The organism is Rothia mucilaginosa, assembly GCF_019334805.1.
GTDB lineage: Bacteria > Actinomycetota > Actinomycetes > Actinomycetales > Micrococcaceae > Rothia > Rothia mucilaginosa_C.
The window spans coordinates 1,887,567-1,912,279 of sequence record NZ_CP079822.1; the positions used below are offsets into that span (position 1 = coordinate 1,887,567).

A 24,713-nucleotide genomic window follows, 5' to 3' on the forward strand; every position below is an offset into this window, starting at 1 on the left:
GAATCCAACACTGGATTCGCACCCTCTCTGTTTGTCTGTGTGTTTTGTAGGGGAAGCCGGGGAAGCCTTAGTCTTCGTCCAAGCGGCTCTGCGGCTGCTCAATTGCGGTAATCAGCCACATGCCGTGAATCAGGCGCATCTGCATGGTCACCACGCGCACCTTATCCGCACAACGCAGTAGCGCCACCACCTCGTAGAGCTCCTCGTGTACCTTCTGCGCTCGCACCCGCAACAGAACCGGCGGAAGAGTCAACAGCATCTCCTTGCGCACCTGACGCGGGTTCTTCGGGAAGAATGGCAACAGACGGTGGAAACAATCCGCTGACACCCACTGCGCCAGCTGCTGACGCGAACGACGAGCCGACATGATCTCCAGGTAAGCAATCGCCACACCCGCGCAACGACCCTCCAACTGGCGAGCTAGCGCATCCGCCGGACGCAGCGGGCGGCCCCTCTTCACTACCTTCGGGCGCTGAGCCGAATGCTGCTCATAACGCGGCAGAGGAAGCAGCGAATAAACCGAGGGACTGTTGCGCCTCTGCACCAGAGTCATCGTGCCCTGCCCCTGCTCGGGGAGCGGAGCCACCTGCTCGGCAGCCACCGGCTGGGAGGCGCGTGCCGCCTGACGCTTCGAGTACGGGCTGGCAGACTGGTTGTCGCGGGAGGCAGGCTGATGCGGCGGGGTCCACGGGGAACGGGGGAGAAGGTTGGAGAAGCTCATGACGGCTCCTTTCGGTGCAGAGGCTTTCGGTGTAGGGGTATGTGAGGTGAGTTGAGCGAACGAAAGACTGTTGGGATGAGGTGGAATGGGGTGGAAGACGCGGGTGAGGTTAGTGAACGGGCTGTTCGGGGATCTGTAGAACCTGCCCCTCGTAGAGCAGCTCAGCGTTCTGACCCAGAGCGTCCTTGTTCGCCTCGTAAATGTCGAGGGTGTAGTCGTAAATGGTGGAGGCGTCGGTGCCTTCACCCAGCTGCTCGGCGGCAATCGACCAGAGCGTATCGCCCGCCTGAACCGTGTAAGAGTAGGTGCCCGCCTCGGTGCGGGGAGGAGAAAAGAAAGGGCTACGGTCCTGCAAGTAGCCTGCCGCCTCCGTGGGTTGAGGAGCCAGGGGGATATCGGGAACCTCGGCGGAGAGCGGCAGGAGAGCGGCGGACTGTGCCGGGTCGGTAGCGGAGAAAACCGTATCTGAGCTGGTGTCTGCCCCCACAGTACTCGTTGACTCTGCGGTCATGACCGCAGAGATAGTCGTCTGCGGCATGCCTTCCGTACTGGTCAGCCCGGCGTTGCTGGGCGTAACCACCGTAGCCTGTGCGGGAGCCAGAACCGCACCCACTCCAAGAGCCGTGCCACCGAGCGTCAGAACGATGCGGCGCATAAAGCGCGGACGGAAAATCGCCGGGACCTTCAGCACCGCGCGGTCAGCGTTGTGGCTCGAAACGCGCAAAGACCAAGCGTAGAAGAGCGCGTAGATAAAACTGATGAACCACCAGGCGGTAATGAGGATTGCCGCCGCGCCAGCGCAGAGCAACGAAGCGTCAGCAAGAGGGTGCGCCGAAGGGATGCGGTGCAGGTTCACGCTCAACGCGCCCAAGACCGCCGCCGAAAGCAGGGGAGGGGCGATGAAGAGCAGTGCGTCCTGATAGTTTGCCTTAGCACCGGACTCGGTTACAGAGTCGGCTACGGCTACCTCTGCACTGACGGTACGAGGCGCGGCTGCGGGGCGTGAAGCGACGGTGACAGGGCGTGAAGCGAAGGTTGCGGGAGCTGAGCCCGGAGTGGAAAGATGGTCCACAATGACCTCCAAATGGTGTATTTGATAGCTTTTGGTGTTTCTTCATTTATACAGGAGGTTGCGCCAAAAATGAAGCAAAACGCATCAAAATATATGAAAAACATGTAATTTGATAGAATTTGCTTCAAAAATCAGGCTCGAGAATCACCATCCGACCAGAAAACGTCCCGGTTCGTATCCGCACCCCTCCTCGGGTAGGGTCATAGTATGAGCATGGAAAAGTTCCTACGAGACATTGAGGCGCGCCTCGCCTCCGAACGCGCCTGGGATATGGAACAAGACGCCCGCCAAGTCGCCCGCGTCCACTATTCAACCATCACCCTCGACGACCGCCTCCTCGCACAAGTTGGCGGCCCCATCCGTATCTGCGCCACCGACATGCAAACCTACGAAGGTAAGCTCGAAATGGTCGGCGAAGAATGGGTCAGCATCGAAGCGCGCGGCGAGAACATCATCATCCCCCTGCGCGGAATGCTTTGGTGGGAAGGCGGCATAGCTCCCGGACGCGCTGATGTTCGCCCCGAACGCTACCGCATGAAAATCCAGCTCGCCCTGCGCTCCCTCGCCATGGCACGCGAGCCCGTCCGCCTCTCCCTCGAAGGCGGCACCGTCAGTTACGATGGCGTGATTGAGCGAGTTGGCGCCGACTTCCTCGAATTGCGCCTGCTCAACGGTGGACAGTACCCGCGCATCCACGAACGCGACCAGTACGCGCGTGCAGCCTACGGTGCGCAGGGAGGTTACGGGCAGGCTGGTTATGGTCAGGGCGCCTCCGGCTACTCCCGTGCACCTCGCGGCGCTGGCGTGCGCACCATTCCGCTGGCTCGTATTAGCGCAGTTATCGCCCGTATCTCACGCTAAAAGCACGGGGTAAATAGTGGGCAGTTCAATTTGTGGGAACGCCCATAAAAACGCCTCGACAAGTATAAATTCCCTTATAAAAGCAACAATAAACACAAAAAGGTCCGCCCCTCTCCATTGAAATCTCAATGAGAGGAGCGGACCTTTCTAAAACCACTCGAGCGTTGCGCCCGCGAGGTGCATGTCGAATGCTACTCAGCCTTAGCCTTTGCAGTGAGCTTGCCGGAAGCAATCGCCTCCAGAGTCTGCTCGTGGCGCTCAGTAATGTACTCTTCAAAACGAGAGCGTTCAATGCGCCACTGGTTACGTCCACCAATCTGAATGGCGGGAAGTTCGCCGCTACGCACCAGAGCACGCACCTGCGAAAGCGAAACCTGCAGCTCCTCGGCAACGTCGCTCAGAGTGAGGAAACGAGGTGCAGTCATCGAATTATTCCTTTCCGTGAGTGAAATCCTGGGCCCCTTAGCCACCGTTAGCGGCCTTATACATAGAGTCCATACGGAACATCTATTGAGTACTTTCAGTATATGTCATCACCATGAAATTTGCGCACAAAAAGCCTTATATGAGCTGAAAAGTTATCTAATTACCCATTCAAAAGGGGCAAGACTCAAAAATATTTCATAAACGCGACTCTTGTTGAGAGCGAGTACTAAATGAAATATGCTGTTAGGGTTAGTGCCAGAATCCAGTCAAAGCACTATCGAAAACACACCACTCGCTCATCGGTCAGTTGAACAACACCCGGAATCACCGCCGGCTTCCGCACCGAAAGGCACAACCACATCATGCGCATACGACAGAACGCGACGAAGCGTTCCACCCTCACCGAGCCCCACGCCAGGCGCCTCAAAAGGCCCACCGTCAAGGACTGGCGATTCATCCTCGGTGTACTTCTCGTGCTCGTCTCCATCACCGGCGTGCAGCTCTACGTGCAAGCCAACAACAGCAAAACCGAGTACTACACCGCCAAAAGCGAGATTCGCCTCGGCGAGAAGATCACCGAAGACAAACTAGCCCGAGTCGAAGCGAACATCGACTCCGCCAACGATAAGTACTTTACCCGCGCCGACGCCGCCCAGATGAACGGCAAAATCGCGATTCAGCGCATCCCCGCCGGTAACCTCATCAGCAAAGAATCTGTAGGCACCGAAACCTCTCCGGGGCGCCGCCTCGCCACCGTCAGCATTGACCGCACCGCCGCCTCCGCATTGAAGGCAGGCGAGCGCGTGGACGTGTGGACCTCCGGCCCGCGCAACCCCGACACCAAGAGCGATAACCGCACTGAAAACGGCGCCCGCGCCATCGTCACCAACGCTGAAATCGTTGCTGTAACGGTCGACGAAGGCGTGCTTGGCGCCAACGGCAAGGCAACCGTGCAGCTGTGGGTCAAGGAAGAAGCCCTCGCCGCCCTCGTCAAGGAAAGCAACAGCGACTCCAAGATCAGCCTCATCCCCGGCACCTATGGGGAGGGTCAGTGAACATCCCCGTCATCCTCTACGGCGATGACGGCTCGCTCCTGAACCGCATCGAATCCCAGCGCGGCCGCGTCTCCGTGGCGCGCACCGTGCAGGACTTCAGCGAAGCCGTCGGAATGGCGCACACCGGCATTGCCCGCGTGCTACTCTGTGCCCACGTGCCCGCCGAAATAAGCGCCTCCACCGTGGACGCGCTCGCCGCCTCCGAAGTGCTCCTGGCGGTTATCGCCCCGGACAACCTGCCGCTGCCTACGCAGGCGCACCGCATCCGCCCCGAAGCAGCCCTCGAAGAAATCCTGGGCTCGCTCGAACAGGCTGTGGATGCGGCGCTCGCCCGACCCACCGCAGGCTACGGCGTACCCGCGCAGATCCCGGCTCAGCCGCCCGTTCAGCCTGTTATCCACCGCCCCGAGGCTGCCTACGGTCAGGACACCGGTTACGGCTACGATGCAGGCTACGGCTACGACAGCGGACACAGCGGCTACGGTCAGGATTACGGCGCTGCTGGCTATGGGGCGGGCGGCTACGGCTATGATCCCGCCGCGGGTGCTGCTACAAATGCTGGTGCACACTACGGCGCCGACTACGGAGGCTACGGAATCGACCCCGCAGCACCGGCCGCCCCGGCACCCGGTGCGCCTGAGCCGGCGGAAGCCTCCTCGACCGCCCCCAGCAACGAGGAATCCGTGCTCAGTCAGGCCGCTGCCATCGTTGACTCTTTCGCGCCCGGCAGCGACTACGCCCTGCACGTGCAGAACGAGAATAACGACGGCACCCTGCCGCAGCACCCTGACATCAACCAGGACCCCGCCGCGCCTTCCCGCTACCAGCCGGGCCACCGCCTCGGCACAATTGTGACCGTCTGGGGCACTCACGGCGCGCCCGGTCGAAGCACCATCGCCTTCAACCTTGCCGCCCTCGCGGCGCAGCAGGGGCAGCAGGTCTGCCTCATCGATGCAGACACCTACGCGCCCAGCCTGGATGCGCTCATGGCGCTCGAGGACACCGGCTCCGGTCTGGCAATTCTCTGCTCGGACGCCGACCGCGCCCAGCTCGACGAGAAGAAAGCCGGAGCCATCATGGAGCGCGTGCCCCTCAAAAACGGCACCTTCGACTTCTTGAGCGGCATCACTTCCTCCTCGCGTTGGCCCGAGGTGCGCGCCCGCGCCTTCGCCGAAGTACTCGAATGGCTCAAACACCGCTACGACCTGGTCATCTGCGATGTTGCCGCCCCCATCGAGGTCGACGAGGAACTGACCTTTGACGGCCCGGCACCGCGCCGTAACGCCGCGACCCTCACCGCGCTCGCCTGCGCCGACCGCGTAATTGCGCTCGGTGAAGCGGACGTCATCGGCCTGCCGCGCCTGATTAACCTTGCCCGCGAGGTGCAGTCGCGACCGGATCTTTTCGCCCCCGAAACGGATGTGCAGTACTGGCTCAACCGCAGCCGCCGCGAAGCCGCCGGATTCAACCCCGAGGCGAAGATGCGCGATAACTGGGCACGCTACCTGTCGGTTCCGCTCACAGGCGTGATCCCGTACGAGCGTAAGGTCATGGACCGTTTGCGCCGTAACGGTGAAGCGCTGCTGGAGGTCGCACCCCGCCACGCGGTCGTGCAGTCCTTGGAAGCGATGCTTGAAGGTATGTACGCGGTACGCGCCGGCGCATAGCGTCAACCTCAGCGCCCGACATCAAGCCGGGTGCATAGCGTCAAGCCCGGCGCGTAGCGTGAGGCCAGAGCGCTAACATTATTGTCTGCCAGAAATGGACACAAGAAGACCCGACCTGCCGGTATACGGTCCCGACATTGGGAGCGCCGGCAGGTCGGGTTTTCTGCACCTCAAGCATAGTGAGGGCGGGGGAGTAGCACGAATATTTCATCTCAAAATTGAGGGTTTCATCTCATCTCACAGCGTCATATTTGGGAATAAAAGCCTGCTTCAAGAAATGCTCTGTAAACTATTCCACGTATTGCCGTTTGAATGGGAATTGCGGCGAGCAAACCGTAAAATAGTTGAACCTACCCGAACTCATGGGAAGCACGCAAACATATGTCTTTTACTGAAGCGACTCTGAGCGCCTACGACTTCGGTCCTGGCGATACTGAACGTATTCACCTCATCAAGGGTGAATGGCAGATCATCTCCGATATTGCCCAGAGCGACCTGGTTTTATGGTTCCCCACCGACTACATTGTTGCCGACGGCAGCTCCCCGGATGCCGTATCCGGCCCCAGCGCAACCAGTAGTTTCCGTGCCATCGCTCACGTGCGCCCTTCCAACGTTCGAACCCTCTTCCACCGCGACATCATTCAGCGCGAGATGGACGAGGGAATCCGCGACGAGGCATACCGCGTCTGGATTGACCAGAACATCAGCACCTACACCGATGAGGGAAGCGGTGAAGGCGTCGGTGCTCGACCGCGTGTACACGTGACTTTTGTGCCCATTGTGCGCAATAACCGCACCATCGCACTGCTGACCAGCCACAAGATTGCCACCCCCAATGGTTACCCCTCCATCAGCGACGAGGTCTACGAATTCGCCGCTGACACCATGCTCTCCATGGTGCACTCCGGCCTGTGGCCCGACCCCCTCGCTCAGGGCAACAACACCCAGGGCAACCCCCGCGTGATTGATGGCATTATTGTGCTCGACCGCTCCGGCCGTGTGGTCGTCGCTTCCCCGAACGCGAACTCCATGTACAACCGCATGGGCATGACCGGCTACCTCGAAAAGCAAAACCTTGCCGACGTCACCCGTGCGATGCTTCCTGCCGGTGAACAGGCAGACGAAACCCTGCAGCTGGTCCTTGCCGGTCGTAGCGACCTGCGCACCGAATTGGTTATTGCCCGTGCTCGCGTGACCATGCGCTCCATCCCGCTACTGGTGCAGAGGCGCGCCCGCCTTGAGAGTGAGGGCGCCGTGATTCTCTGCCGTGACGTGACCGAGCTGCGCCGCCGCGAGCTGGAGCTCATGACGAAGGACGCGACCATCCGCGAAATTCACCACCGCGTGAAGAACAACCTGCAGACCGTGTCCGCTCTGCTGCGCCTACAGTCGCGCCGCATGACCACGGACGAGGCGCGTCAGGGCCTGGAGCAGGCGATGCGCCGCGTGGCAACGATTGCTACCGTGCACGAGGCGCTCTCGCAGGGTCTGACTCAGAACGTTGACTTTGACGAGCTGATTGAGCGTCAGTTCCACCTTGCCGCTGAGCTTGCTTCCCCCGGCCAGCATGTGTCCACCAAGCTGATTGGCTCCTTCGGCGCGTTGCCGAGCCAATTCGCTACCCCTCTGGCTCTGGTCATTAACGAGGTTGTCGCGAACGCCGTGGAGCACGGTCTGGACGGCGAGACCGGCACCGTGACCCTTGAGGGCATTCGCGGTACCAACGATGAGGGCGAGAATATCCTCACCGTCGTGATTACCGATGACGGTAAGGGCATGGGCGATAAGAAGATTGAAGAGTCCGGCCCGGACGCCTACCGCCCGGTGACCGGCAAGGAAGGCCTGGGCATGCAGATTGTGCGTACCCTGGTGGCGAGCGAGCTGAACGGCTCGATCCGCTGGGAGGCTAACGAGCCGACCGGTACCCGCGTGGTGATTACCGCGGTGCTCGTCTAAGCCCCTTGCTCGTATGACGTTATAGAGCTGCCGCCGCCCCGAGCACGGGGTGGCGGCAGTTTGCTGTCTAGATAGGTTCTGTATATGGCAAAAGCGTGGTGCAGTGACTCTATATCACTGCACCACGCTTTTGATGCCCTATTGAATACTCCGGAAGTTAGGATGCACGGCGGGCACGAGCTGCGCGACGCTTCATCGCACGACGCTCGTCTTCACTGGTGCCACCCCATACGCCGGAGTCCTGGCCGGTCTCGATGGCCCACTTCAGGCAGACGTCTACAACCTCGCAAGAGCGGCAGACGGTCTTGGCCTCTTCAATTTGCAACAGGGCAGGTCCGGTGTTTCCTACGGGGAAGAACAGCTCCGGATCCTTGTCCAAACAAGCTGCACGACTACGCCAATCCACGGTGGACCTCCTTCATGATTTACGGTCTCACGCGGTGGCAAGACACATCTATATTTCCTGTGTGCGTGTCAACCACATCCGCTGATGGGATGCTCACCCAGCGTTAGGGTGAAAATTGACTTATCAACTTTCGCATGTTGGGGCGGATGTGACAAGTACTTTTCTCTAAAAACTTCAGTATTACACTGAGGCATCTATCACTTAGGTAAACCTTTGTCTAATTGAGGGGGTGGGGAATCGCATGCTGACACGCATATTCTGCGCTGCGTCTCATAGGTGGGGCGCGGGCGGCTGGGTGAGCGGCGCCTCAGGCATAATATAAAGCGGTACCTATCCCCGACATACCGCACCGATGACGAGGCGGTGCACCCGAGACGGGGGAGCGCCCACCCGCTAATGCACCAGCACATCGGAAACATACCAGCACATCGGATCGAATACACCCCGGTCTGCCGCCAACACTACCCCTGAGGAGCCCACCGTGCCGTCACGCCCGTTCAACGTCATCTACGCATTCGTTCTGACCGAAACCTTCGCGGCATACATTCTGATTCGCGGTATCCTCTACCCCTTTATCGTCAGCGGTATGTCTACCGCCCAGGCGATTGTGGGCGGCGCGCTCCAGGTGCTCATCGCCGCGGGCATGACCTACTTCGGCCTGCGTTTCTACCGCGGCCGCTTCGGTTCGCGCCTGCCCATGATCCTGATTACCCTCTGCGCCCTGTGGGTCACCGCAAGCACCCTCGTCTTGAACGTGAGCGCTTACGGCCTGAATATTGGCCAGTCCATCACGATTGCGGGTGTTATTGGCGCGGCGGTTGCCTTCATCTTCGTGCTCATGCCCAGCAGCCGCCGCTATATTGAGGCGGTCACCGAGGCGTCGGGCGAAGAGGCGGAGAAGTACAGCCGCCGACGCCGCTAAACCTCTAGCGCGTAAACCCCTAGCTGGCTCGGTTCTAGAGCGCTCAGCTCTAGACCGCTCCAACTTTAGACCGTTGCCGGCACCTTCTGCGTAGCTGTTACAGCCTGTGCTGCCGTGGTCAGCGTCAGGGGAACCTGCGCCGCGCACACGGAGGCGCCATCCACCACCACGAGGCGACCGGCGGGCTGCTCACCCTGCGTGAATCGATCCAGCGGCAGCGCGGTCACCGTGCACATGTCGGCATCCGCCAAGGATGCGGGCGCGAGCAGAAGCGCACGCGAGCATCCCATGAGCGCAGCCAACAGGGGTGAGGAGGCGCGCCTCGGCCAGGGCGTGTAGGCGACCAGCATGGCGCGGAACTCGCCGCGACGCTCCAGAAGTAGCTGCTGAACGGCGGGGGAGAGATACTGCAGATCATCGACGAACACGAGCGTGCGCGCGGGGTTCTTCACCGAGTCCAGGAGCGCACGGGTACGCTCCACGCTCGGCGGCTCACCCGAGGCGCCGCCAGCACCCGTAGCGCCGCCAGCACCCGTAGCGCCGCCAGCACCCGTGGCGCCGCCAGAACCCTCAAGGACGAGGGTATCCAGCTGCGGGTTGAGCTGAGCAATGCTCTCCAGCAGGGTGCTTTTACCCGCCGACCGGGAGCCCTGCACCGGAACTACCGCGCCAGCTGGGGTGCTCAACCACACCGGCATCTGCCGGCGGTCAAACGCGACCAAGAGCTTAGTGCCCTGCGGATTGCAGGCGGCGTGGGCGGCGGTCACGTACTCGGTCGAGGGCATGCGATAGTATTCGGGGAACTGCCGCAGAAGCATGCCGGGGCGAGTGTTTGACCCGCTAGAAGCGCTCGCGGCGTTACCCCGCAGAACCTGAACCAGCTCCTGGAAACCCGCAACACAGGGCGAAAGAATCGAAGCGCTCAGCGGCTGATCCCCAATCAACTCCTCATTGATGGCGCCCTCCACGCAGTAGTGGCTCTGCGCCGGAGTGGGGTAGTCCTTGCTCGTTGAACGCATCAGGTCAGCATCCAGGAAGCGGCGGCTCAACAGCGTGGAATGCGCCGCAGCGGCGAAACGACCGCGCGGGTTCAACGCGGAGGTGAACACCACCGAATAGCCGCGACGGCACCCCTGCGAGAGCAGGTCGTAGAGCAGGTTCTCCGTATCGGGTTGGCGAACCAGCGCTTCCAACCAACTGTCCAGACCGTCCACAACAATGAGCGGGCGGGTGGAGCCCTCGGTGCCCCACAGGTTCGGGGTGCGTAGCTGCTCCAGGCAGAACCGCAGATGCGAAAGTTCCTGCGCCCCCACGAGCGCCTCAAAAACGCCAGCATAGGGTTCTAGGTCGCGGTAGAGCGCACCGTCAGAGGTCAGCAGAACAATCGGCGCGCGGGTGGCGAACGCCTGAGCTAAAAGCCCGTAGAGCATCGGGGCCCGTTCGGCACTCTGCGCCAGCAGTGCCAGCGCCTGCTGACCCGACCAGCTGATCGGGCGGCGCACACCGTAGCGGGCAATCTCCAACTCGCCCAATAGATACCCTTCGGAAGCAGCACCAGAGTCAGCGGGTTCCTGCGGGGCAGCCGCCGGGTCAATGCCGTACGCTACCGGTTCGCTCACCGGCGCCTGCACCACGGGTAGCGGGGTGTTCTCGGGAAGCTCCGGCGGAATCGGGCAATACTCATCCTGAACCGCCGCATTCTTCTGATGGGTCTTCGGCGCGTATTCACGCTCGTAGAGTGCACGAATCTGCTGCGCCGAACGAATCAGCAGCTCATCCTCATGACCACCCAACGTCTGAACGGCAGAAGCGGCAGTCAGCTCACGCCAGCCACCCTCCTCAAGACTCAACACCTGCACCGGACGGGCATCGCTGCACGAGGGGACCGCATCCACCAGCGGGGCGCGGAACGGCAAGGAACGACCATCCGGCAGGCGCACATACCCGGCACCCGGATGCGCCGCCGAAATATACGCCGCAGACTCATGCTCCAGCAGATTATAGGAATCCTGCGCGCTCGCCACGCGCAGGCAAATGCTCGTGGCAATATTGGCACGAATATCCTGCGAAATAGCACCCTGCGGACGCTGAGTCGCCAACACCAGGTGCAGACCCAGCGAGCGACCAATCGTGGCAATGCGCATCAGCTCAGCCATAGCGTCCGGCATGGAATCGATGAGCATGCGGAACTCATCCACCACAATCAGCAACTCGGGGTAGCGCGGAGTGGTACCCGCCGCCTGACAGGACGCCAGGTAGTCGCGGTAAGAGTTCACGCCGAGCGCCTGCAGATCCACCTCGCGGCGATGAATATCGGCGCGCAAAAATTCGAGCGCACGCTCCACCGCGGACACATCAAAATTGCTCAACACGCTGAGCGCATGCGGTAGCTGAGCAAGAGGACCCAAACCAGCTGAGCCCTTGAAATCCACCAGAATCAGGCCGAGGCGCTCGGGCGGGTAACGCAGCGCAGCGCTAAGCACCAGCGAACGCAGCAGCTGCGATTTACCGGCACCGGTCGTGCCACCGAGCAGCCAGTGCGGGCCGTGCTCAGACAGACCAATATTCAGCGATCCACCTGAAGAAACACCGAGGTAGCAGCGAATATCGGAGGCGTAACGCTGAGCGGACCAGCGCTGCAGAACGGACTCCACCGCCATGTCATTGGTGCGGTTCTTTTGCCGCGCGCTCTGCGCCTGCAGGGAAGAGAATAGATGCGCTGACTGGTGTACCTGAGCCTCACCGAGCGCGCCCTGCTCCTGCTCGCGTCCGGTGCGGTACAGGTTCTCAAGAGCGGCACAGAACGCCTCAACGCTGAGCCCATCGGCGTGCTGGCACAGACCCTCACACGCCAGAGGGTGCACCTGGTAGACACCCTCGGTGGGCTGCACTGCAGGCGCCACATAACCCTGCGCACGGTATCGGATACTCTGACGGTGGCTACCCTCACTCGCGCACTCAACCCAGGCGGCGCCAAAAAGCGCGCCGGGCGCATGGGCGGAACTATCACCCTCAGCGCTGCCCAACACGCAGAGCGCCGGGGCGTTCATCTTCTGCTCACGCGGGGAGGCGAACGCACGGGACTGTGAAGACTCAGCGACCGCCCCAGAGGTCAGCGCGGCTAACAGCGGAGCGTAGATAGCGCTCGCCTGCAGGGGCATGAGAATCAGCGGCGGAACAGATGAGGAAAGCTCCGACTGCAAGCTGCTCTGCAGCGCCTGCAGATACTTCTCCTGCTGCACGCCCGGCAGACAATGCACACTCACGCCCGGCACCACCGCCAGAGTCTGCATCAGACGATTGATTCGCTGCTGATCAGCGCTATCAGCGCCAGCCAGTAGAACGTGTACCGAACCCGGATAACCCGCCACCAGCTGCACCAGGTAGGCACGCAGATGCGCCTCCTCCAGCTTCAGATAGTGACCGAGAGTCGGGGTGGGCAGCGGCAGATAGTGGGGTGCATCCTGCTTCTCCAGAGTGCCCAGCGGGAGGTTGCGGCCGCGCAGGTAGGGCTGGCGGGGACCGCACCCGAGCACAATAGCCGGGTAGGCGGCATCATGCAGAGCAGAGGGTCCCGAAATCGCCAGGTCGCCCGCGGTCGGCAGGGCGAGGGCACGTTCCTTCTCCTGCAGTGCCGCCTGATGAGTCTGCAATGATGCGGCACGGTTCTCCGCCCGACCGCCAAAGAAATGCAGAAGCATCAGCAGTGAAGACGCCGCTGACATCAGCAGAAGGAACCACATGCCGGTCACCAGCGCAATGATCAGACCCACCACAATCGGCAGGCACACGCTCAGCAGAATCTGCTTGAGCTTACGCGGCGCGGGAGGGTTCACCACCACCGGCTCAAAGGGGTTGCCGGCATCGCCCAGGGGAGCGAGCATCTGCGCGGGCTCGCCACTGGAAGAGCCAGAAGAAGAACCGAGAGAAGAACCGGGGGTAGCGGTGACGCTCGCCTTCTTGGCGGTGTGTTCGCCGTCGGCGCTGGGTGAGGTGAGCATGCAGAGTGAGGAGCCGAGGCGGAAAGGCTCGTCCCAGCGCAGGATGCGCGGCTCGGCGCCCTGCGCCTTCATACTGCCATGTGCCTTCTCGCTGCCCTCGCTTGCGGCGGGGCGTTTCTCGATCCAGCGGATGCCGGAGCTATCGGCGTAGAAGCTGCCGTGCACCGGCTTGAGGAAGGGGTCCTGCAGGTGAATGTGGTGCGGCTGTTCTCCTCCACGGGCAGGTAGTGCCGCCCTGCCGAGGCTGGTGCGGCCGCGGCTGATGGGGAAGGTTGCGCCCGCTTCGGGTCCGCGCAGAATGTGCAGGAGGCTGACGGCGGGCGCGTTCAGCGATTGAGAATCTTGGGGCTGAGAATTTAGGGGCTGAGATTCGTTCGGAATGTGGATATTTAGCGCATCCGAGGTGTTGAGGGGGTCCTTATCGTGCGCGGGGCGTAGCTGGAACGTTGTATCCCGCGCCTGAGCGTGCGCGCCGGGTGTAGAGCGTTGCAGAGCGTGGTTGAGTGCCTGCTCTAGAGCCTGCTGGTTTGTGCTACCTGTGCTACCGGGGTGCAGCTGTATTCCGTTGGGTGCCGCCTCGCCGTCGAGTCGGAGTACGCGGGGGTAGGGGAGCGCGTTGGTGGTGTTGTGGTGGTCGAGAAAGAAGAGAGTCATACCCTCAGAAAACATTAAAAAGCATTAAAGCTCAATGAATTACCTGTATATAAACTAAGACGTTCGTATTTTTTGAATTTTTCGCCCCATTTTTCAAAAAGCTGTGGATAAACCGCCCCAATCACCTCTCGCGTGCACCGGCGCGCATCCCCAAATATGCCGGCAGGGGTGCTTTCTTGTAGCGCGTGAGAGCACTTAAAATGCCCGCTTCGACCTGTCCCTTGTATCTGCGGCTCTATGCGACGGCTAATTATCGCAGTAAATAGGGTGGGGTGAATATTTACCCGTAAATAAAATTTCTTCATCGTGAACGGGTCGTAAAAATACGCAGAAGAAAGAACTTTCTCAGACCCGCTTGACCTCGGGGTTCGCGAAGAATATTCACTCGGAGAAAGAGTGTGTGAACAATAGTCCAAAAGCCCCTAAAAGCACGTCATAAGTATGCGTAGTGCTTGATAAACGGGTATCTTAGATTATGACTATATCCATCACGGGAGGGGCTTTTTGCGCCCACCCGTGCGGATTGCGGCGCGACTGAGAACACTCGGATGTGTCCAATCTGGTAGGTGAATACCGCCCTCGCAGAAGCGGCGGTGCGCCGTGATAATACAGGAGAAAACATTGACCGCTGACCTCGTAGTAGTCGGTTCGGGCCTCTTTGGTCTGACCATCGCAGAACAGGCTGCCACTGAGCTGGGCCTGAAGGTTGCCCTGCTGGACCGCCGTTCCCACATCGGTGGTAACGCATACAGCGAGAAGGAGAAGCAGACCGGTATTGAGGTGCACCGCTACGGTGCGCACTTGTTCCACACCTCCAACGAGCGTGTCTGGGAGTACGTGAACCGTTTTACCGAGTTCACCAACTACGTACACCGCGTGTACACCCGCCACAACGGCATTGTCTACCCCATGCCGATTAACCTGGGTACCATCAACCAGTTCTTCAACGCAGCTTACTCTCCGGCAGAGGCAAAGGCGCTTATCGCTGAGCAGGCTGGCGAGCTGGCTGGTACCGACCCGCAGAACCTGAACGATAAGGGTATCTCCCTGATTGGCCGCCCCCTGTACGAGGCGTTCATCAAGCACTACACCGCTAAGCAGTGGCAGACCCCGCCGGAAGAGCTGCCCGCTTCCATCATTTCCCGTCTGCCGGTTCGCTACAACTACGACAACCGCTACTTCAACGACAAGTACGAGGGTCTGCCCGTTGACGGCTACGCAGCGTGGCTGGAGCGCATGGCGGCGCACCCGAACATTGAGGTGCACCTGAACACTGACTTCTTCGAGCCCGGTCACCAGTACTCTCGCGAGAACGTTCTGGGTCAGATTCCCGTGGTCTACACCGGCCCGGTTGACCGCTACTTCGACTACGCTGAGGGCGACCTGTCCTGGCGTACCATCGACCTGGAAGAAGAAGTCCTGCCGATTGAGGACTTCCAGGGTTGCTCCGTGATGAACTACCCCGATGCTGATGTTCCCTTCACCCGCATCCACGAGTTCCGTCACTTCCACCCCGAGCGTGACTACACCAAGGACGCAACCGTCATCATGCGCGAGTACTCTCGCTTCGCGAACAAGGGCGACGAGCCGTACTACCCGGTCAACACCTCCGTGGACCGTGAGAAGCTGCTGGCGTACCGCGACCTGGCTAAGGGTGAGAACAACGTGCTGTTCGGTGGCCGCCTGGGTACCTACAAGTACCTGGATATGCACATGGCTATCGGTGCTGCACTGTCCATGTTCGACAACAAGATCCGCCCGCACTTCGCTAACGGCGCGAAGATCGAGTCCGGTGGTGTTGACGCATAACCATGGCTGATAAGACTTTGAAGAACCTGCAGCGGGTTATTTTCCCGAGCGCGGTTGAGACTGACGTTGTGCCCCTGTACGTGGACGCGAGTGTCGCGACCGGTGTTCAGTTGCCTACCCGTATTGACGGCGACGCTTCCACCTCCATTGCGGAGGCGATGAACACCTCCGGTCAGTCTGTATCGAACGCTAGCGCGAACCGTGATGCCGCTAACAGCCTGAACAGCCGCCGCTCCATCACCGTGAACGCGGGCCAGAGCCTGTCTTTCGGTACGTACTTCAACGCGTTCCCCGCCTCGTACTGGCGCCGCTGGACTGACCTGCAGAAGGTCGTGCTGAGCGTTCAGACTCGCGGCGAGGGCATGGTCATTGTGTACAAGTCCAACGGCCGTGGCGTGATTCAGCGCGTGGATGCGAAGCTGCTCTCCGGCGAGGAAACCAACACCTTCACGCTGCCCCTGGCACCGTTCGGTGACGGCGGCTGGTACTGGTTCGACCTGGCAGGCACCACCGACCTTGAGCTGGTTGAGGCGAACTGGCTGGGCGACATTGAGCCCCGCGCAGACGTGAAGGCTGGTCAGGCGACCGTGCAGATTACCACCATGAACAAGGTGGAGTACTGCATCAATAACATTCGTGCTCTGGGTGAGAGCCCCGAGATTTTCAATGCTGTGCACGAGTTCCTGATTGTGGACCAGGGTACCCAGAAGGTGCAGGACCACGAGGACTTCGAAGAGGTCGTCAAGCCCCTCTCCGGTAAGTTCCGCATTATCAACCAGGGCAACCTGGGTGGTTCCGGTGGCTTCTCGCGCGGCATGTTCGAGGCTGTCAACAACGGTTCCGATTACGTGCTGCTGCTCGATGACGACGTTATCGTTGAGCCCGAGTCGATTCTGCGTATGGTGACCTTCGCGAACTACTGCAAGGAACCCACCATCGTGGGTGCGCACATGTTCGACATGTTCGACCGTTCGGTTCTGCACGCGTTCGGTGAGGTTGTTGACCCGTGGCGTAACTTCTACGCTAAGCCGCACGATGACATGGCGATGGGCCACAACCTGGGTCACCACAACCTGCGTAACACCCCGTGGCTGCACCGCCGCGTGGACGTGGACTACAACGGCTGGTGGATGTGCCTCATCCCGACCACCGTCATCAAGGAAATCGGTCTGTCCCTGCCTCTGTTCCTGAAGTGGGATGACGCTGAGTACGGTCTGCGCGCTAAGGCCGCGGGCTTCGCTACCGTGTCCTTCCCCGGTGCGGGCGTGTGGCACGTGTCCTGGACCGATAAGGATGACTCCGTCGGCTGGCAGGCGTACTACCACGAGCGCAACCGCCTCATTACGGCGCTGCTGCACTCGCCCTTCGATAAGGGTGGCCGCGTGCTGCTGGAGTCCCTGTTCTTGGACGTCAAGCACACCCTGTCCATGCAGTACTACACCGAGGCTGGCCGCCTGATGGCGCTGGAGGATCTGCTCTCCGGCCCCGAGCACCTGCACCCCTCGCTCTCGCAGCGTCTGCCGGTGATTCGTGCGATGGCTAAGGAGTACCCGGAGTCTCAGGTGAAGCCGAACGTGGATGATTTCCCGGCCATCCAGACGAAGAAGCCTCCGTTCCGTGGCCGCCGCGCCTTTGCGTCCCCCGGTTACAAGAAGCTTGCTTCCTGGACCGCGAAGACTGTTGCTCGTCAGCTGCTCAAGCCGGTGAGTGAAGAGGCGAAGGCTCACCCGCAGATTCAGCTGAACTACGGTGAGACCAACTGGTGGACCCTGTCGAAGTTCGATTCGGCTCTGGCGACTAACGCTGAGGGTACCGGTCTGTTCTGGTACCGCCGCGATCCCGAGCAGCTCAAGTCGAAGCTGGCTCAGGCCGCTAAGCTGCACGTTCAGCTGGTGACCGGTTGGGATAAGCTGCGTGAGCAGTACCGTTCGAAGGCTGCTGAGGTTGCCTCCTACGATGCGTGGGCTAAGACCTTCGCTGAGCATACGGATTCTGAGCTGACCCGATGAACGATCTGAAGTCTGTTCCCCTGAAGGCGCCCGGCCGTGGGCGCGGCATCCTGGATGCGGTGAAGAACCGCTACCTGCTTCGACTGCTGGTCGATAAGGAAATCCAGGTCCGCTACCGCGGCTCGGTGCTGGGCATTTTGTGGTCGTACATTAAGCCGGGTGTGCAGTTCCTGGTGTTCTACATTGCCATGGGTATGTTCCTTGGCTTGGAACGCGGTATGCACAACTATGCGGTGTACCTGTTCTCGGGCATGATTGCCATTAACTTCTTCTCGGAGGGTTTTGGTAATGGTGCTCGCGCCATGGTGGTTAACAGCGCGCTGATTCGTAAGATTTACCTGCCGCGTGAGCTGTTCTCGCTGTCGACGGTGTGGGTGGCTCTGGTGCATTTTGTGCCTCAGATTGCTGTGATGCTGCTGGCCTGCTTCTTGGTGGGTTGGTCCCCGACCTTCCTGGCGTTTGGGTCGATTCTGGCGGGCATGCTGATTGTGATGATGCTGTCCTATGGTCTGGGTTTGATTTTCGGTGTGGCGAACGTGTTCTTCCGCGATTCGGAGAACATTGTGGACATGCTGCTGATGGTGGCTACCTGGTTCTCGCCGGTGCTGTACTCCTGGACCATGGTGCGTGACACTCTCTATCCGTGGGTGTTCAACGTGTTCATGCTTAATCCGCTGACCGTTGCGGTGGAGCTGTTCCACTATGGCTTCTGGCATCCGACGCTCCGTCCTGAGGATTTGGCGCTTCCTGCTTCGCAGGTGGTTCCGCATCTTTTCAGCTTCTGGACTCCGATTGCCCTTGGTATTTCTCTGCTGACCGTTTTGATTGGTGATTTGCTCTTCCGTAAGTTTGAGGGCAACTTCGCCCAGGAGCTCTGATTCTGTGGATATTAAGAAGCTTGAGTTCCCGCCGGTGAGCCCGGACGCTCCCGTGGTGATTCACGTGGAGAATTTGGTGAAGCGCTTCGTTCTGCGCCACACCCGTTCGATGAAGGAAGCTTTTGTGTGGCTGATTAAGGGCCGCAAGGGTGATCTTTCGGAGAAGTTCAATGCGCTCAACGGCGTGAGCCTGGACATTCGTCAGGGTGAGCGTGTGGCTCTTCTGGGTCTGAACGGCTCGGGTAAGTCCACGCTGCTGAAGATGATTTCTGGCGTGATGCGCGCCGATGAGGGTGAGGTTCTCACTCGCGGCAATATTGCGGGTCTGATTGAGGTGGGCGCTGGTTTCCACCCGGATCTGACTGGCCGCGATAACGTGTACCTCAACGGCGCGATCTTGGGTATGTCCAAGGAGGAGATTGAGGCTTCCTTCGATTCGATTGTGGATTTCGCTGAGATTCACGACTTTATCGATACCGAGGTGAAGTTCTACTCTTCGGGTATGTACCTGCGTCTGGCGTTCTCGGTTGCGGTTCATACGAACCCGGATATCTTCCTGGTGGATGAGATTCTTGCGGTGGGCGATGAGCCGTTCCAGAAGAAGTGTATTGCGAAGATTCAGGAGCTGTGCTCTGCCGGTAAGACTCTTGCCGTGGTGAGCCATGACCTGGATTTGGTTTCTAAGATTTGTGACCGCGGCGTGGTGCTGGAGCACGGTAACCTGCGTTTTGACGGTCCGATTAAGGAAGCCGTGAAGGTGATTCGTGGTGGCGACTAGCCGCTAGGTGATTGCTTGTGATGGGGCGTGTATTCCCGATGGGGGAGTGCACGCCCCTTTGCCATGCCTGAATACTGTGCCCGAATGCCCTACCCTAATGCCCCGCCCGAGAAGATGATCTGCTCGATGGGGTTCTGGCGTTTCAGCAGGGGAGGTAGGGGCAGCTGGGTGTGGCAGGGGCTGCTGCGGGGTATTTAAGACGAAATATTACGTGTGCACTAAGTGCAATATGGTGGTGCTCAACGGTGAGCGGTTCGGGAGGCGCACGTGCAATTGTTCTGCAAGTCACAGCTGACTAGGCACTTTGAATTTTGATGCACGTTAGGTAATGATATGTGCGATTCCATGCATCAAAAATACTCAAATACTATACTCGTAAATATTAAGGGGCGTTTTATTACATTTTGATAAATTTGATGCACTGAGGGTAGGGTGATGATGGCATTGATGTATCAATGCTTCACCGTATTCCACACAACCACACCACACAGCATCGGATCATTTCAATGGAGAACACCGTACTGGATACCCGGGCGGAGCATCTAACTCTGCTCGAGGAAAATATCCGTGAGGCAATGCGCCACCGCAGCCTGGACCCGCACGAGGACCAGCATGCGGTGCGCGGGCTCATTGACGAGCACCTGACCGATTATGAGCAGCGGCGCGCCCGCATTTCCCTGCCGGATTTGGGTGACCGCGAATCCGTGATTCAGCGCCTGCACGATGAAATCTGCGGCTTTGGTGTGATTCAGCCGTTCCTCGATGATGAGAGCGTTGAAGAAATCTGGATTAACTCTCCCGATGAAATCTTTATCGCCCGCAACGGCGAAAGCGAATTGACCGGTCTGCACCTGAGCGCCGAGGCGATCAATAGCCTGCTGGAGCGCATGCTCAAGCCTTCGGGTCGTCGTGTGGACCTTTCTTCCCCGTTTGTTGATGCATCCCTGCCGGATGGCTCCCGCCTGCACGCGGTGATTCCGGATATTACTCGCAGGCACACGAGCATCAATATCCGTAAGTTCGTGGTGCGTGCCCGCCGACTGCCCGACCTGGTGCGCATGAACTCGCTGAGTGCCGGCGCGGCGTCCCTGCTGCACGCGGCGGTGGAGAGCGGCATGAACATCCTCGTTTCGGGCGCAACCCAGGCGGGTAAGACCACGATGCTGAACTGCCTGTCTGCATCCATTCCGCCGCGTGAGCGTGTGATTACGTGCGAAGAAATCTTTGAGCTCGCGGTTCCGCTACGCGATGTGGTGGGCCTGCAGTGCCGCCAGCCGAACCTTGAGGGCACCGGCGCGATTGAGCTGCGCCGCCTGGTCAAGGAAGCTCTGCGTATGCGCCCGGACCGCATCCTCATTGGTGAGGTGCGTGAGGCGGAATCCCTGGACATGCTCATTGCGCTCAACGCGGGTCTGCCGGGTATGTGCACGATTCACGCGAACTCGGCGCGTGACGCGGTGACCAAGATTTGTACCCTGCCGCTGCTGGCGGGCGAGAATATTTCCTCGGCGTTCGTGGTGCCGACCGTGGCGTCCTGCTTTGACATTGTGGTGCATTGCGGCCGCGATTCGCGCGGTCAGCGTCAGGTCGAAGAGATCAGCATGCTGGGTGGCCGCGTTGAGGACGGAGTGATTGAGATGTCCCCGCTGTTTGTGCGCCGTGACGGTCAGATGGTGTGCGTGGCGTTGGAGCTGCCGAACCCGGACCGTTGGATTCGTGCCGGTCACCGTCCTGAGCAGGTGCTGGCTGCGGCGAAGGCGGGTCAGTGATGCCTCTGTTTCTGAGCCTGATTTTGGGGTTGGGCGTCTGCCTGATTTACCTTTCCTGCTTTCCGGATAACGGCAAGCCGCCGAAGCCGAGTAACGACCCGGCGCTGGTTGTGGCGCTGCGTAAGGCGGGTATGCATTCGCTGACTCCTCGCACGTTCATGTGGGTGAGCGTTGCCAGCGGCGTGAGCGCGTCGGTTCTGCTGTTGATGGTCACTCAGCTTTTGCCGCTTGGCTTGCTGGGCCTGATTGGTGGTTTTGCGGCACCTCGCGTGATTGTGAATCATCGTGCTCGCGCGGCGGATGCCCGTATTTGGCAGTTGTGGCCGGATGCGGTGGACCACCTGCGTTCGGCGATTCGTGCGGGTTTGTCCCTGCCGGAGGCGCTGATTCAGCTCTCGTACCGCGGCCCGGAAGAGTTGCGTGATGCCTTCGCCCATTTCTCGCGTGATTACCGTGCGTCGGGTGAGTTTGTGCCGTCGCTGAACCGTTTGAAGGAGTACCTCTCTGACCCGGTGGCGGACACCATTATTGAGGCGTTGAAGATTGCTCGCGAGGTGGGCGGTTCGGACCTGGGTAAGCTGCTGGGCACGCTGAGTGATTTTCTGCGTGAGAATGCGCGTACCCGTTCGGAGCTTCTGGCTCGCCAGTCGTGGACTGTGAATGCGGCTCGCCTCTCCTGTGTGGCGCCCTGGTTTGTGCTGTGTCTGATGGCGACTCAGCCTGCCGCGCGCATGGTGTATAACTCGTTTGCCGGTGCGATGCTGATGATTGCAGGTGCCGCTATTTCTTTGGCGGCGTACCGTCTGATGCTGCGTATTGGTGAGTTGCCGCGTGAACGGAGGGTTTTCGGGTGAACCTGCCTCTGATTTTTGGTCTGCTGTTGGCGACTGGCGTGGGTCTGATTCTTTCGTCGGTGCTGAATACCCGCAGTATTTCGTTTTCTGATCGTGTGGCGTCGCAGCTGCGCGGTGAGACTCTGCGTGAGTCGCTGTGGAAGGAGCAGGAGCGCCGTGAGCCGAGCCTGCTAGAGGCGATTTCGGCGTTCTGCGCGCCGCTTCTGCGTTCGCTGTCTTCGTCGTTGAGCGGCTCGTCGCTGAGTGATAGTTCGGTGCAGGAGCGTTTGCGTCGTGCTGGCTCTTCGCAGAGTGTGAGCGCGTTTCGTGCTGAGCAGCTGCTGTGGGCTCTTGCCGGTGTGACCGTCATGAGCGCCTTGACCGTCATTGGCGTGGTGCAGGAGCGTTTCTCCATCCTGGTGGCTCTTGTGCTGGTGCTGGTGAGCGGTTTGAGCGGCTTTCTGGCGCGTGACTGGTGGCTGGGTGAGGCGGTGACTAAGCGTGAGAAGCAGTTGGTTGCTGAGTTCCCGGCGCTGGCGGAGATGATGGCTCTGTCGGTGACGGCGGGCGAGTCGGCGCTGGCGGCTTTGGAGCGTATCTGTTTGACCTCTCGCGGCGAGTTGGCTCGTGAGTTTTCTGAGATTTTGGCGCAGACCCGCACCGGTGTTTCGCTGCTGAGCGCGTTGCAGGAGTTTGCGGAGCGTACTCGCGTTCCGGCGTTGAGCCGCTTCGTTGAGGGTATTGCTGTCGCGATTGAGCGCGGTACCCCTCTGGCTGATGTGTTGCGTGCGCAGGCTCAGGATGTGCGTGATAACGCTAAGCGTGAGCTGATGGAAACAGCCGGTAAGAAGGAGATTGCGATGCTCGCCCCGGTGGTGTTTTTTATCCTGCCGCTGACCGTGATTTTTGCGGTCTTCCCGGGCTTGTCGCTCATGCGTTTGAATTTTTAGATTTTGCGGCGGGTACACACCGTACCGGCTGCACCGCGGTGGGCTGGGCTGATTGTCCGGTGCGCCGCACCAACCACACACTACACCCTTTGACAGAAGGAGAAAATCATGTTCCGTCGTTTCCGCACCACCCTCACCGTGCTGATTGCCCTGGCTATCGCATCCGTGCTGGCTCTGCGCCTGAAGAACAAGCAGGATGACCCCGAGCGCGGCGACGTGCCCGGCTGGGTCATGATTACCATGATGAGCGCCGTGCTGGTTGCCGCTATCCTGGCGATTGCTCAGCCCGCTCTGACCAAGATGTTCAACGACGCGATTGCTCTGGTTCACCAGTAATGCGTAAGCCCCGCATCGCTTCTGAGCTGACTGCCGCTGAGCTATCCTCCGCGGAATATTCTGTGGAGGAGAGCGAGCGCGGTGACGCCAGCACGGAATTCGTCATGGTCGGTGCGCTGCTGGTGTTGCTGACCATGGCGATTCTGCAGGTTTCTTTCGCCCTGTATGCACGAACCATGTTGGTGGATGCTGCGGCGGCTGGGGCACGTTACGGTACGATGCGTGACCGCACTCCGCAGGAGGGCATGGAGCGTACCCGTCAGATGATTGAGGGGGTTCTTCCGTCTTCGTATGCTGAGAATATTTCGTACCGTCAGAGTAGTGATTCTACGGGTGTGCGCACTTTGGAGGTGACGGTGAAGTCGCCGTTGCCGGTGCTGGGTCCGTGGGGTTTTCCGGATTCTATTGAGGTGAAGGGGCATGCGATTTATGCGGAGCAGCGTTCCGGTGATTAGTGGTTTTTCGCTTCGGCAGCGGGTGAAGGAACGCCTGAAGAGCCGCTCTGATCGGCACAATCCTGAAGAGGGCAGCACCATTGTGGAGTTCCTGGGTTTGGGTATTACTCTGCTCATCCCGGTGCTCTACGGCATTCTGACGATTTTTAGCTTGCAGTCTTCGGTGATGGCGGCTCATGCGGCGAGCGCTCAGGTGGTGCTGTATGTGCAGGAGCAGCCGCAGGATTCGTCGGTTGGCCCGGATTTGGCTCAGCGTTTGGCGGTGCATGCTGCCGCGGATTACGGGGTTGAGCCTTCCGATGTGAGCGTGTCGTTGAGCTGTTCGTCGGGGGAGTGCGTCTCGGGCACGAAGGCGTACGCCACGGTGACGGTTCAGGCGCGTTTGCCGCTGCTGCCTTCGTTTATGGGTGGCGGCGTGATTCCGGTGAGTTCTCATGCGTCGAGTTGGGGGTCTGGTCATGCTGATTCCTAATGGTTTGCCGGCGCGTGCCAGCATGAAGATTCGAGCCCGCGTGCTGGGTCGGGCGCTCGCCTCAGACCCGGAAGAGGGCAGTATTGCTCCGCTGATTGTGGGCATGCTGGCGTTGCTGCTGCTCATCGGTTCGGTAACGGTGGCGATTACGGGTGCGTATCTGCAGACTCAGCATCTGCAGGATATGGCGGACGCTCAGGCGAACTCGATTACCCGCACGATGCGCACTCCTGATGAAGCGAGTGGTTCGGCGGCGTGGGAGTATGCGAGCGCATACCTGGCTGAGGTTCAGCCGGGGCAGGATTTTCATGCGTTGCGTCTGGAGAACGTGTCCGTAGATTCTGATCACAGCGTACACGTGTACCTGTCGGCTCGTATTCGTCCGCCGCTACTGTCGATTCTGGTGCCTGATGGTATTGAGGTGACCGCTCACGGTTCGTCGCGTTTGAAGACGAGCCAGGGCCCATCCACCGATTAGTGCGTTCATCAAGGGCGCACGGACGTATCGGCGCACTCGCTTATTGGTGTGTTGTGAGCCCCCTTAGACTGCGAGGGTGCATCCGCAAGGTAGTGTAACGGCTAGCGGATGCGCCCTCGTTTTATGCCCTTTTTAGGTCTTCATTGCGTGGCTTCTGCCCTCTGCCTGCCTTATCCTTCTGCGCTGTGGGCTGTTGCGGGCTGTA

General features: G+C 60.0%; 21 protein-coding genes. 16 read left to right on the plus strand and 5 right to left on the minus strand.

Translation table 11 applies throughout. The annotated features are described in order from the left end of the window. Window positions 1-67: 67 nt before the first annotated feature. Window positions 68-721, minus strand: a complete 654-nt coding sequence (locus LPB405_RS07530; RefSeq protein WP_070507575.1) for an Rv3235 family protein — start codon at window positions 719-721, stop codon at window positions 68-70. 109 nt (window positions 722-830) lie between these two features. Further along, entirely contained in the window at window positions 831-1,793 is a 963-nt protein-coding gene (locus LPB405_RS07535) for a LysM peptidoglycan-binding domain-containing protein (protein ID WP_219101021.1), read from the minus strand. Between the two features lie 207 nt (window positions 1,794-2,000). Here LPB405_RS07535 and LPB405_RS07540 point away from each other — a divergent pair, with 207 nt between their 5' ends. Next, window positions 2,001-2,654: a hypothetical protein gene (locus LPB405_RS07540; protein ID WP_049349479.1), complete on the plus strand. Its 654-nt coding sequence runs from the start codon at window positions 2,001-2,003 to the stop codon at window positions 2,652-2,654. Window positions 2,655-2,845: 191 nt separating this feature from the next. On the opposite strand, the gene LPB405_RS07545 is transcribed toward LPB405_RS07540, so the two are convergent. After that, the gene (locus LPB405_RS07545) at window positions 2,846-3,079 is read right to left on the minus strand and encodes a helix-turn-helix domain-containing protein (RefSeq protein ID WP_044150292.1); all 234 of its coding nucleotides are present in this window, start codon (window positions 3,077-3,079) and stop codon (window positions 2,846-2,848) included. 363 nt (window positions 3,080-3,442) lie between these two features. Here LPB405_RS07545 and LPB405_RS07550 point away from each other — a divergent pair, with 363 nt between their 5' ends. The 3 genes from LPB405_RS07550 (at window position 3,443) to LPB405_RS07560 (ending at window position 7,758) form a co-directional block, all read left to right on the plus strand. Then, window positions 3,443-4,135 carry an SAF domain-containing protein gene (locus tag LPB405_RS07550; RefSeq protein ID WP_219101023.1) on the plus strand — a complete coding sequence of 231 codons (693 nt, stop codon included), beginning with the start codon at window positions 3,443-3,445 and terminating at the stop codon, window positions 4,133-4,135. Next, window positions 4,132-5,802, plus strand: coding sequence for an AAA family ATPase (locus LPB405_RS09155; RefSeq protein WP_219101025.1), 1,671 nt, complete (start codon window positions 4,132-4,134; stop codon window positions 5,800-5,802). The genes LPB405_RS07550 and LPB405_RS09155 overlap by 4 nt, the downstream gene beginning before the upstream one ends. A gap of 381 nt (window positions 5,803-6,183) precedes the next feature. Further along, window positions 6,184-7,758: a sensor histidine kinase gene (locus tag LPB405_RS07560; protein ID WP_219101027.1), complete on the plus strand. Its 1,575-nt coding sequence runs from the start codon at window positions 6,184-6,186 to the stop codon at window positions 7,756-7,758. A gap of 157 nt (window positions 7,759-7,915) precedes the next feature. On the opposite strand, the gene LPB405_RS07565 is transcribed toward LPB405_RS07560, so the two are convergent. Then, window positions 7,916-8,164, minus strand: coding sequence for a WhiB family transcriptional regulator (locus LPB405_RS07565; RefSeq protein ID WP_005505386.1), 249 nt, complete (start codon window positions 8,162-8,164; stop codon window positions 7,916-7,918). A gap of 481 nt (window positions 8,165-8,645) precedes the next feature. On the opposite strand from LPB405_RS07565, the gene LPB405_RS07570 reads away from it, so the two are divergent. Then, a complete protein-coding gene (locus LPB405_RS07570; protein ID WP_219101029.1) occupies window positions 8,646-9,086 on the plus strand; it encodes an alpha-N-acetylglucosamine transferase in 441 nt (146 codons plus the stop codon). A 65-nt stretch (window positions 9,087-9,151) separates the two neighbouring features. Here LPB405_RS07570 and LPB405_RS07575 read toward each other — a convergent pair whose 3' ends face one another. Further along, complete coding sequence (locus tag LPB405_RS07575) at window positions 9,152-13,741, minus strand: FtsK/SpoIIIE domain-containing protein (RefSeq protein ID WP_257604897.1); 4,590 nt, start codon at window positions 13,739-13,741, stop codon at window positions 9,152-9,154. A 621-nt stretch (window positions 13,742-14,362) separates the two neighbouring features. Here LPB405_RS07575 and glf point away from each other — a divergent pair. From glf to LPB405_RS07630, 11 genes are all read left to right on the plus strand, one after another. After that, window positions 14,363-15,550 (plus strand): UDP-galactopyranose mutase, encoded by a 1,188-nt coding sequence (gene glf / locus LPB405_RS07580; RefSeq protein ID WP_005508581.1) that lies wholly within the window; start codon window positions 14,363-14,365, stop codon window positions 15,548-15,550. 2 nt (window positions 15,551-15,552) lie between these two features. Next, window positions 15,553-17,559: a glycosyltransferase gene (locus tag LPB405_RS07585; RefSeq protein ID WP_219101033.1), complete on the plus strand. Its 2,007-nt coding sequence runs from the start codon at window positions 15,553-15,555 to the stop codon at window positions 17,557-17,559. Further along, window positions 17,556-18,437 (plus strand): ABC transporter permease, encoded by an 882-nt coding sequence (locus LPB405_RS07590; RefSeq protein WP_012903227.1) that lies wholly within the window; start codon window positions 17,556-17,558, stop codon window positions 18,435-18,437. The genes LPB405_RS07585 and LPB405_RS07590 overlap by 4 nt, the downstream gene beginning before the upstream one ends. A 4-nt stretch (window positions 18,438-18,441) precedes the next feature. Next, window positions 18,442-19,215, plus strand: a complete 774-nt coding sequence (locus tag LPB405_RS07595; protein ID WP_044150294.1) for an ABC transporter ATP-binding protein — start codon at window positions 18,442-18,444, stop codon at window positions 19,213-19,215. A 506-nt stretch (window positions 19,216-19,721) separates the two neighbouring features. Next, on the plus strand, window positions 19,722-20,984 hold the full coding sequence (locus LPB405_RS07600) for a CpaF family protein (RefSeq protein WP_070687517.1): 1,263 nt from the start codon (window positions 19,722-19,724) through the stop codon (window positions 20,982-20,984). Continuing rightward, window positions 20,984-21,838, plus strand: a complete 855-nt coding sequence (locus LPB405_RS07605; RefSeq protein WP_070615018.1) for a type II secretion system F family protein — start codon at window positions 20,984-20,986, stop codon at window positions 21,836-21,838. Before LPB405_RS07600 ends, LPB405_RS07605 begins: the two co-directional genes overlap by 1 nt. Continuing rightward, on the plus strand, window positions 21,835-22,767 hold the full coding sequence (locus tag LPB405_RS07610) for a type II secretion system F family protein (protein WP_219101035.1): 933 nt from the start codon (window positions 21,835-21,837) through the stop codon (window positions 22,765-22,767). The genes LPB405_RS07605 and LPB405_RS07610 overlap by 4 nt, the downstream gene beginning before the upstream one ends. Window positions 22,768-22,875: 108 nt before the next feature. After that, the gene (locus LPB405_RS07615; RefSeq protein WP_005505403.1) at window positions 22,876-23,103 is read left to right on the plus strand and encodes a hypothetical protein; all 228 of its coding nucleotides are present in this window, start codon (window positions 22,876-22,878) and stop codon (window positions 23,101-23,103) included. Next, on the plus strand, window positions 23,103-23,558 hold the full coding sequence (locus LPB405_RS07620; RefSeq protein ID WP_005508587.1) for a TadE family protein: 456 nt from the start codon (window positions 23,103-23,105) through the stop codon (window positions 23,556-23,558). The genes LPB405_RS07615 and LPB405_RS07620 overlap by 1 nt, the downstream gene beginning before the upstream one ends. Beyond that, window positions 23,533-24,030: a pilus assembly protein TadE gene (locus LPB405_RS07625; RefSeq protein ID WP_257604898.1), complete on the plus strand. Its 498-nt coding sequence runs from the start codon at window positions 23,533-23,535 to the stop codon at window positions 24,028-24,030. Before LPB405_RS07620 ends, LPB405_RS07625 begins: the two co-directional genes overlap by 26 nt. Further along, window positions 23,993-24,508, plus strand: coding sequence for a pilus assembly protein TadG-related protein (locus LPB405_RS07630; protein ID WP_219101039.1), 516 nt, complete (start codon window positions 23,993-23,995; stop codon window positions 24,506-24,508). The genes LPB405_RS07625 and LPB405_RS07630 overlap by 38 nt, the downstream gene beginning before the upstream one ends. The last annotated feature ends 205 nt before the right edge of the window (window positions 24,509-24,713 follow it).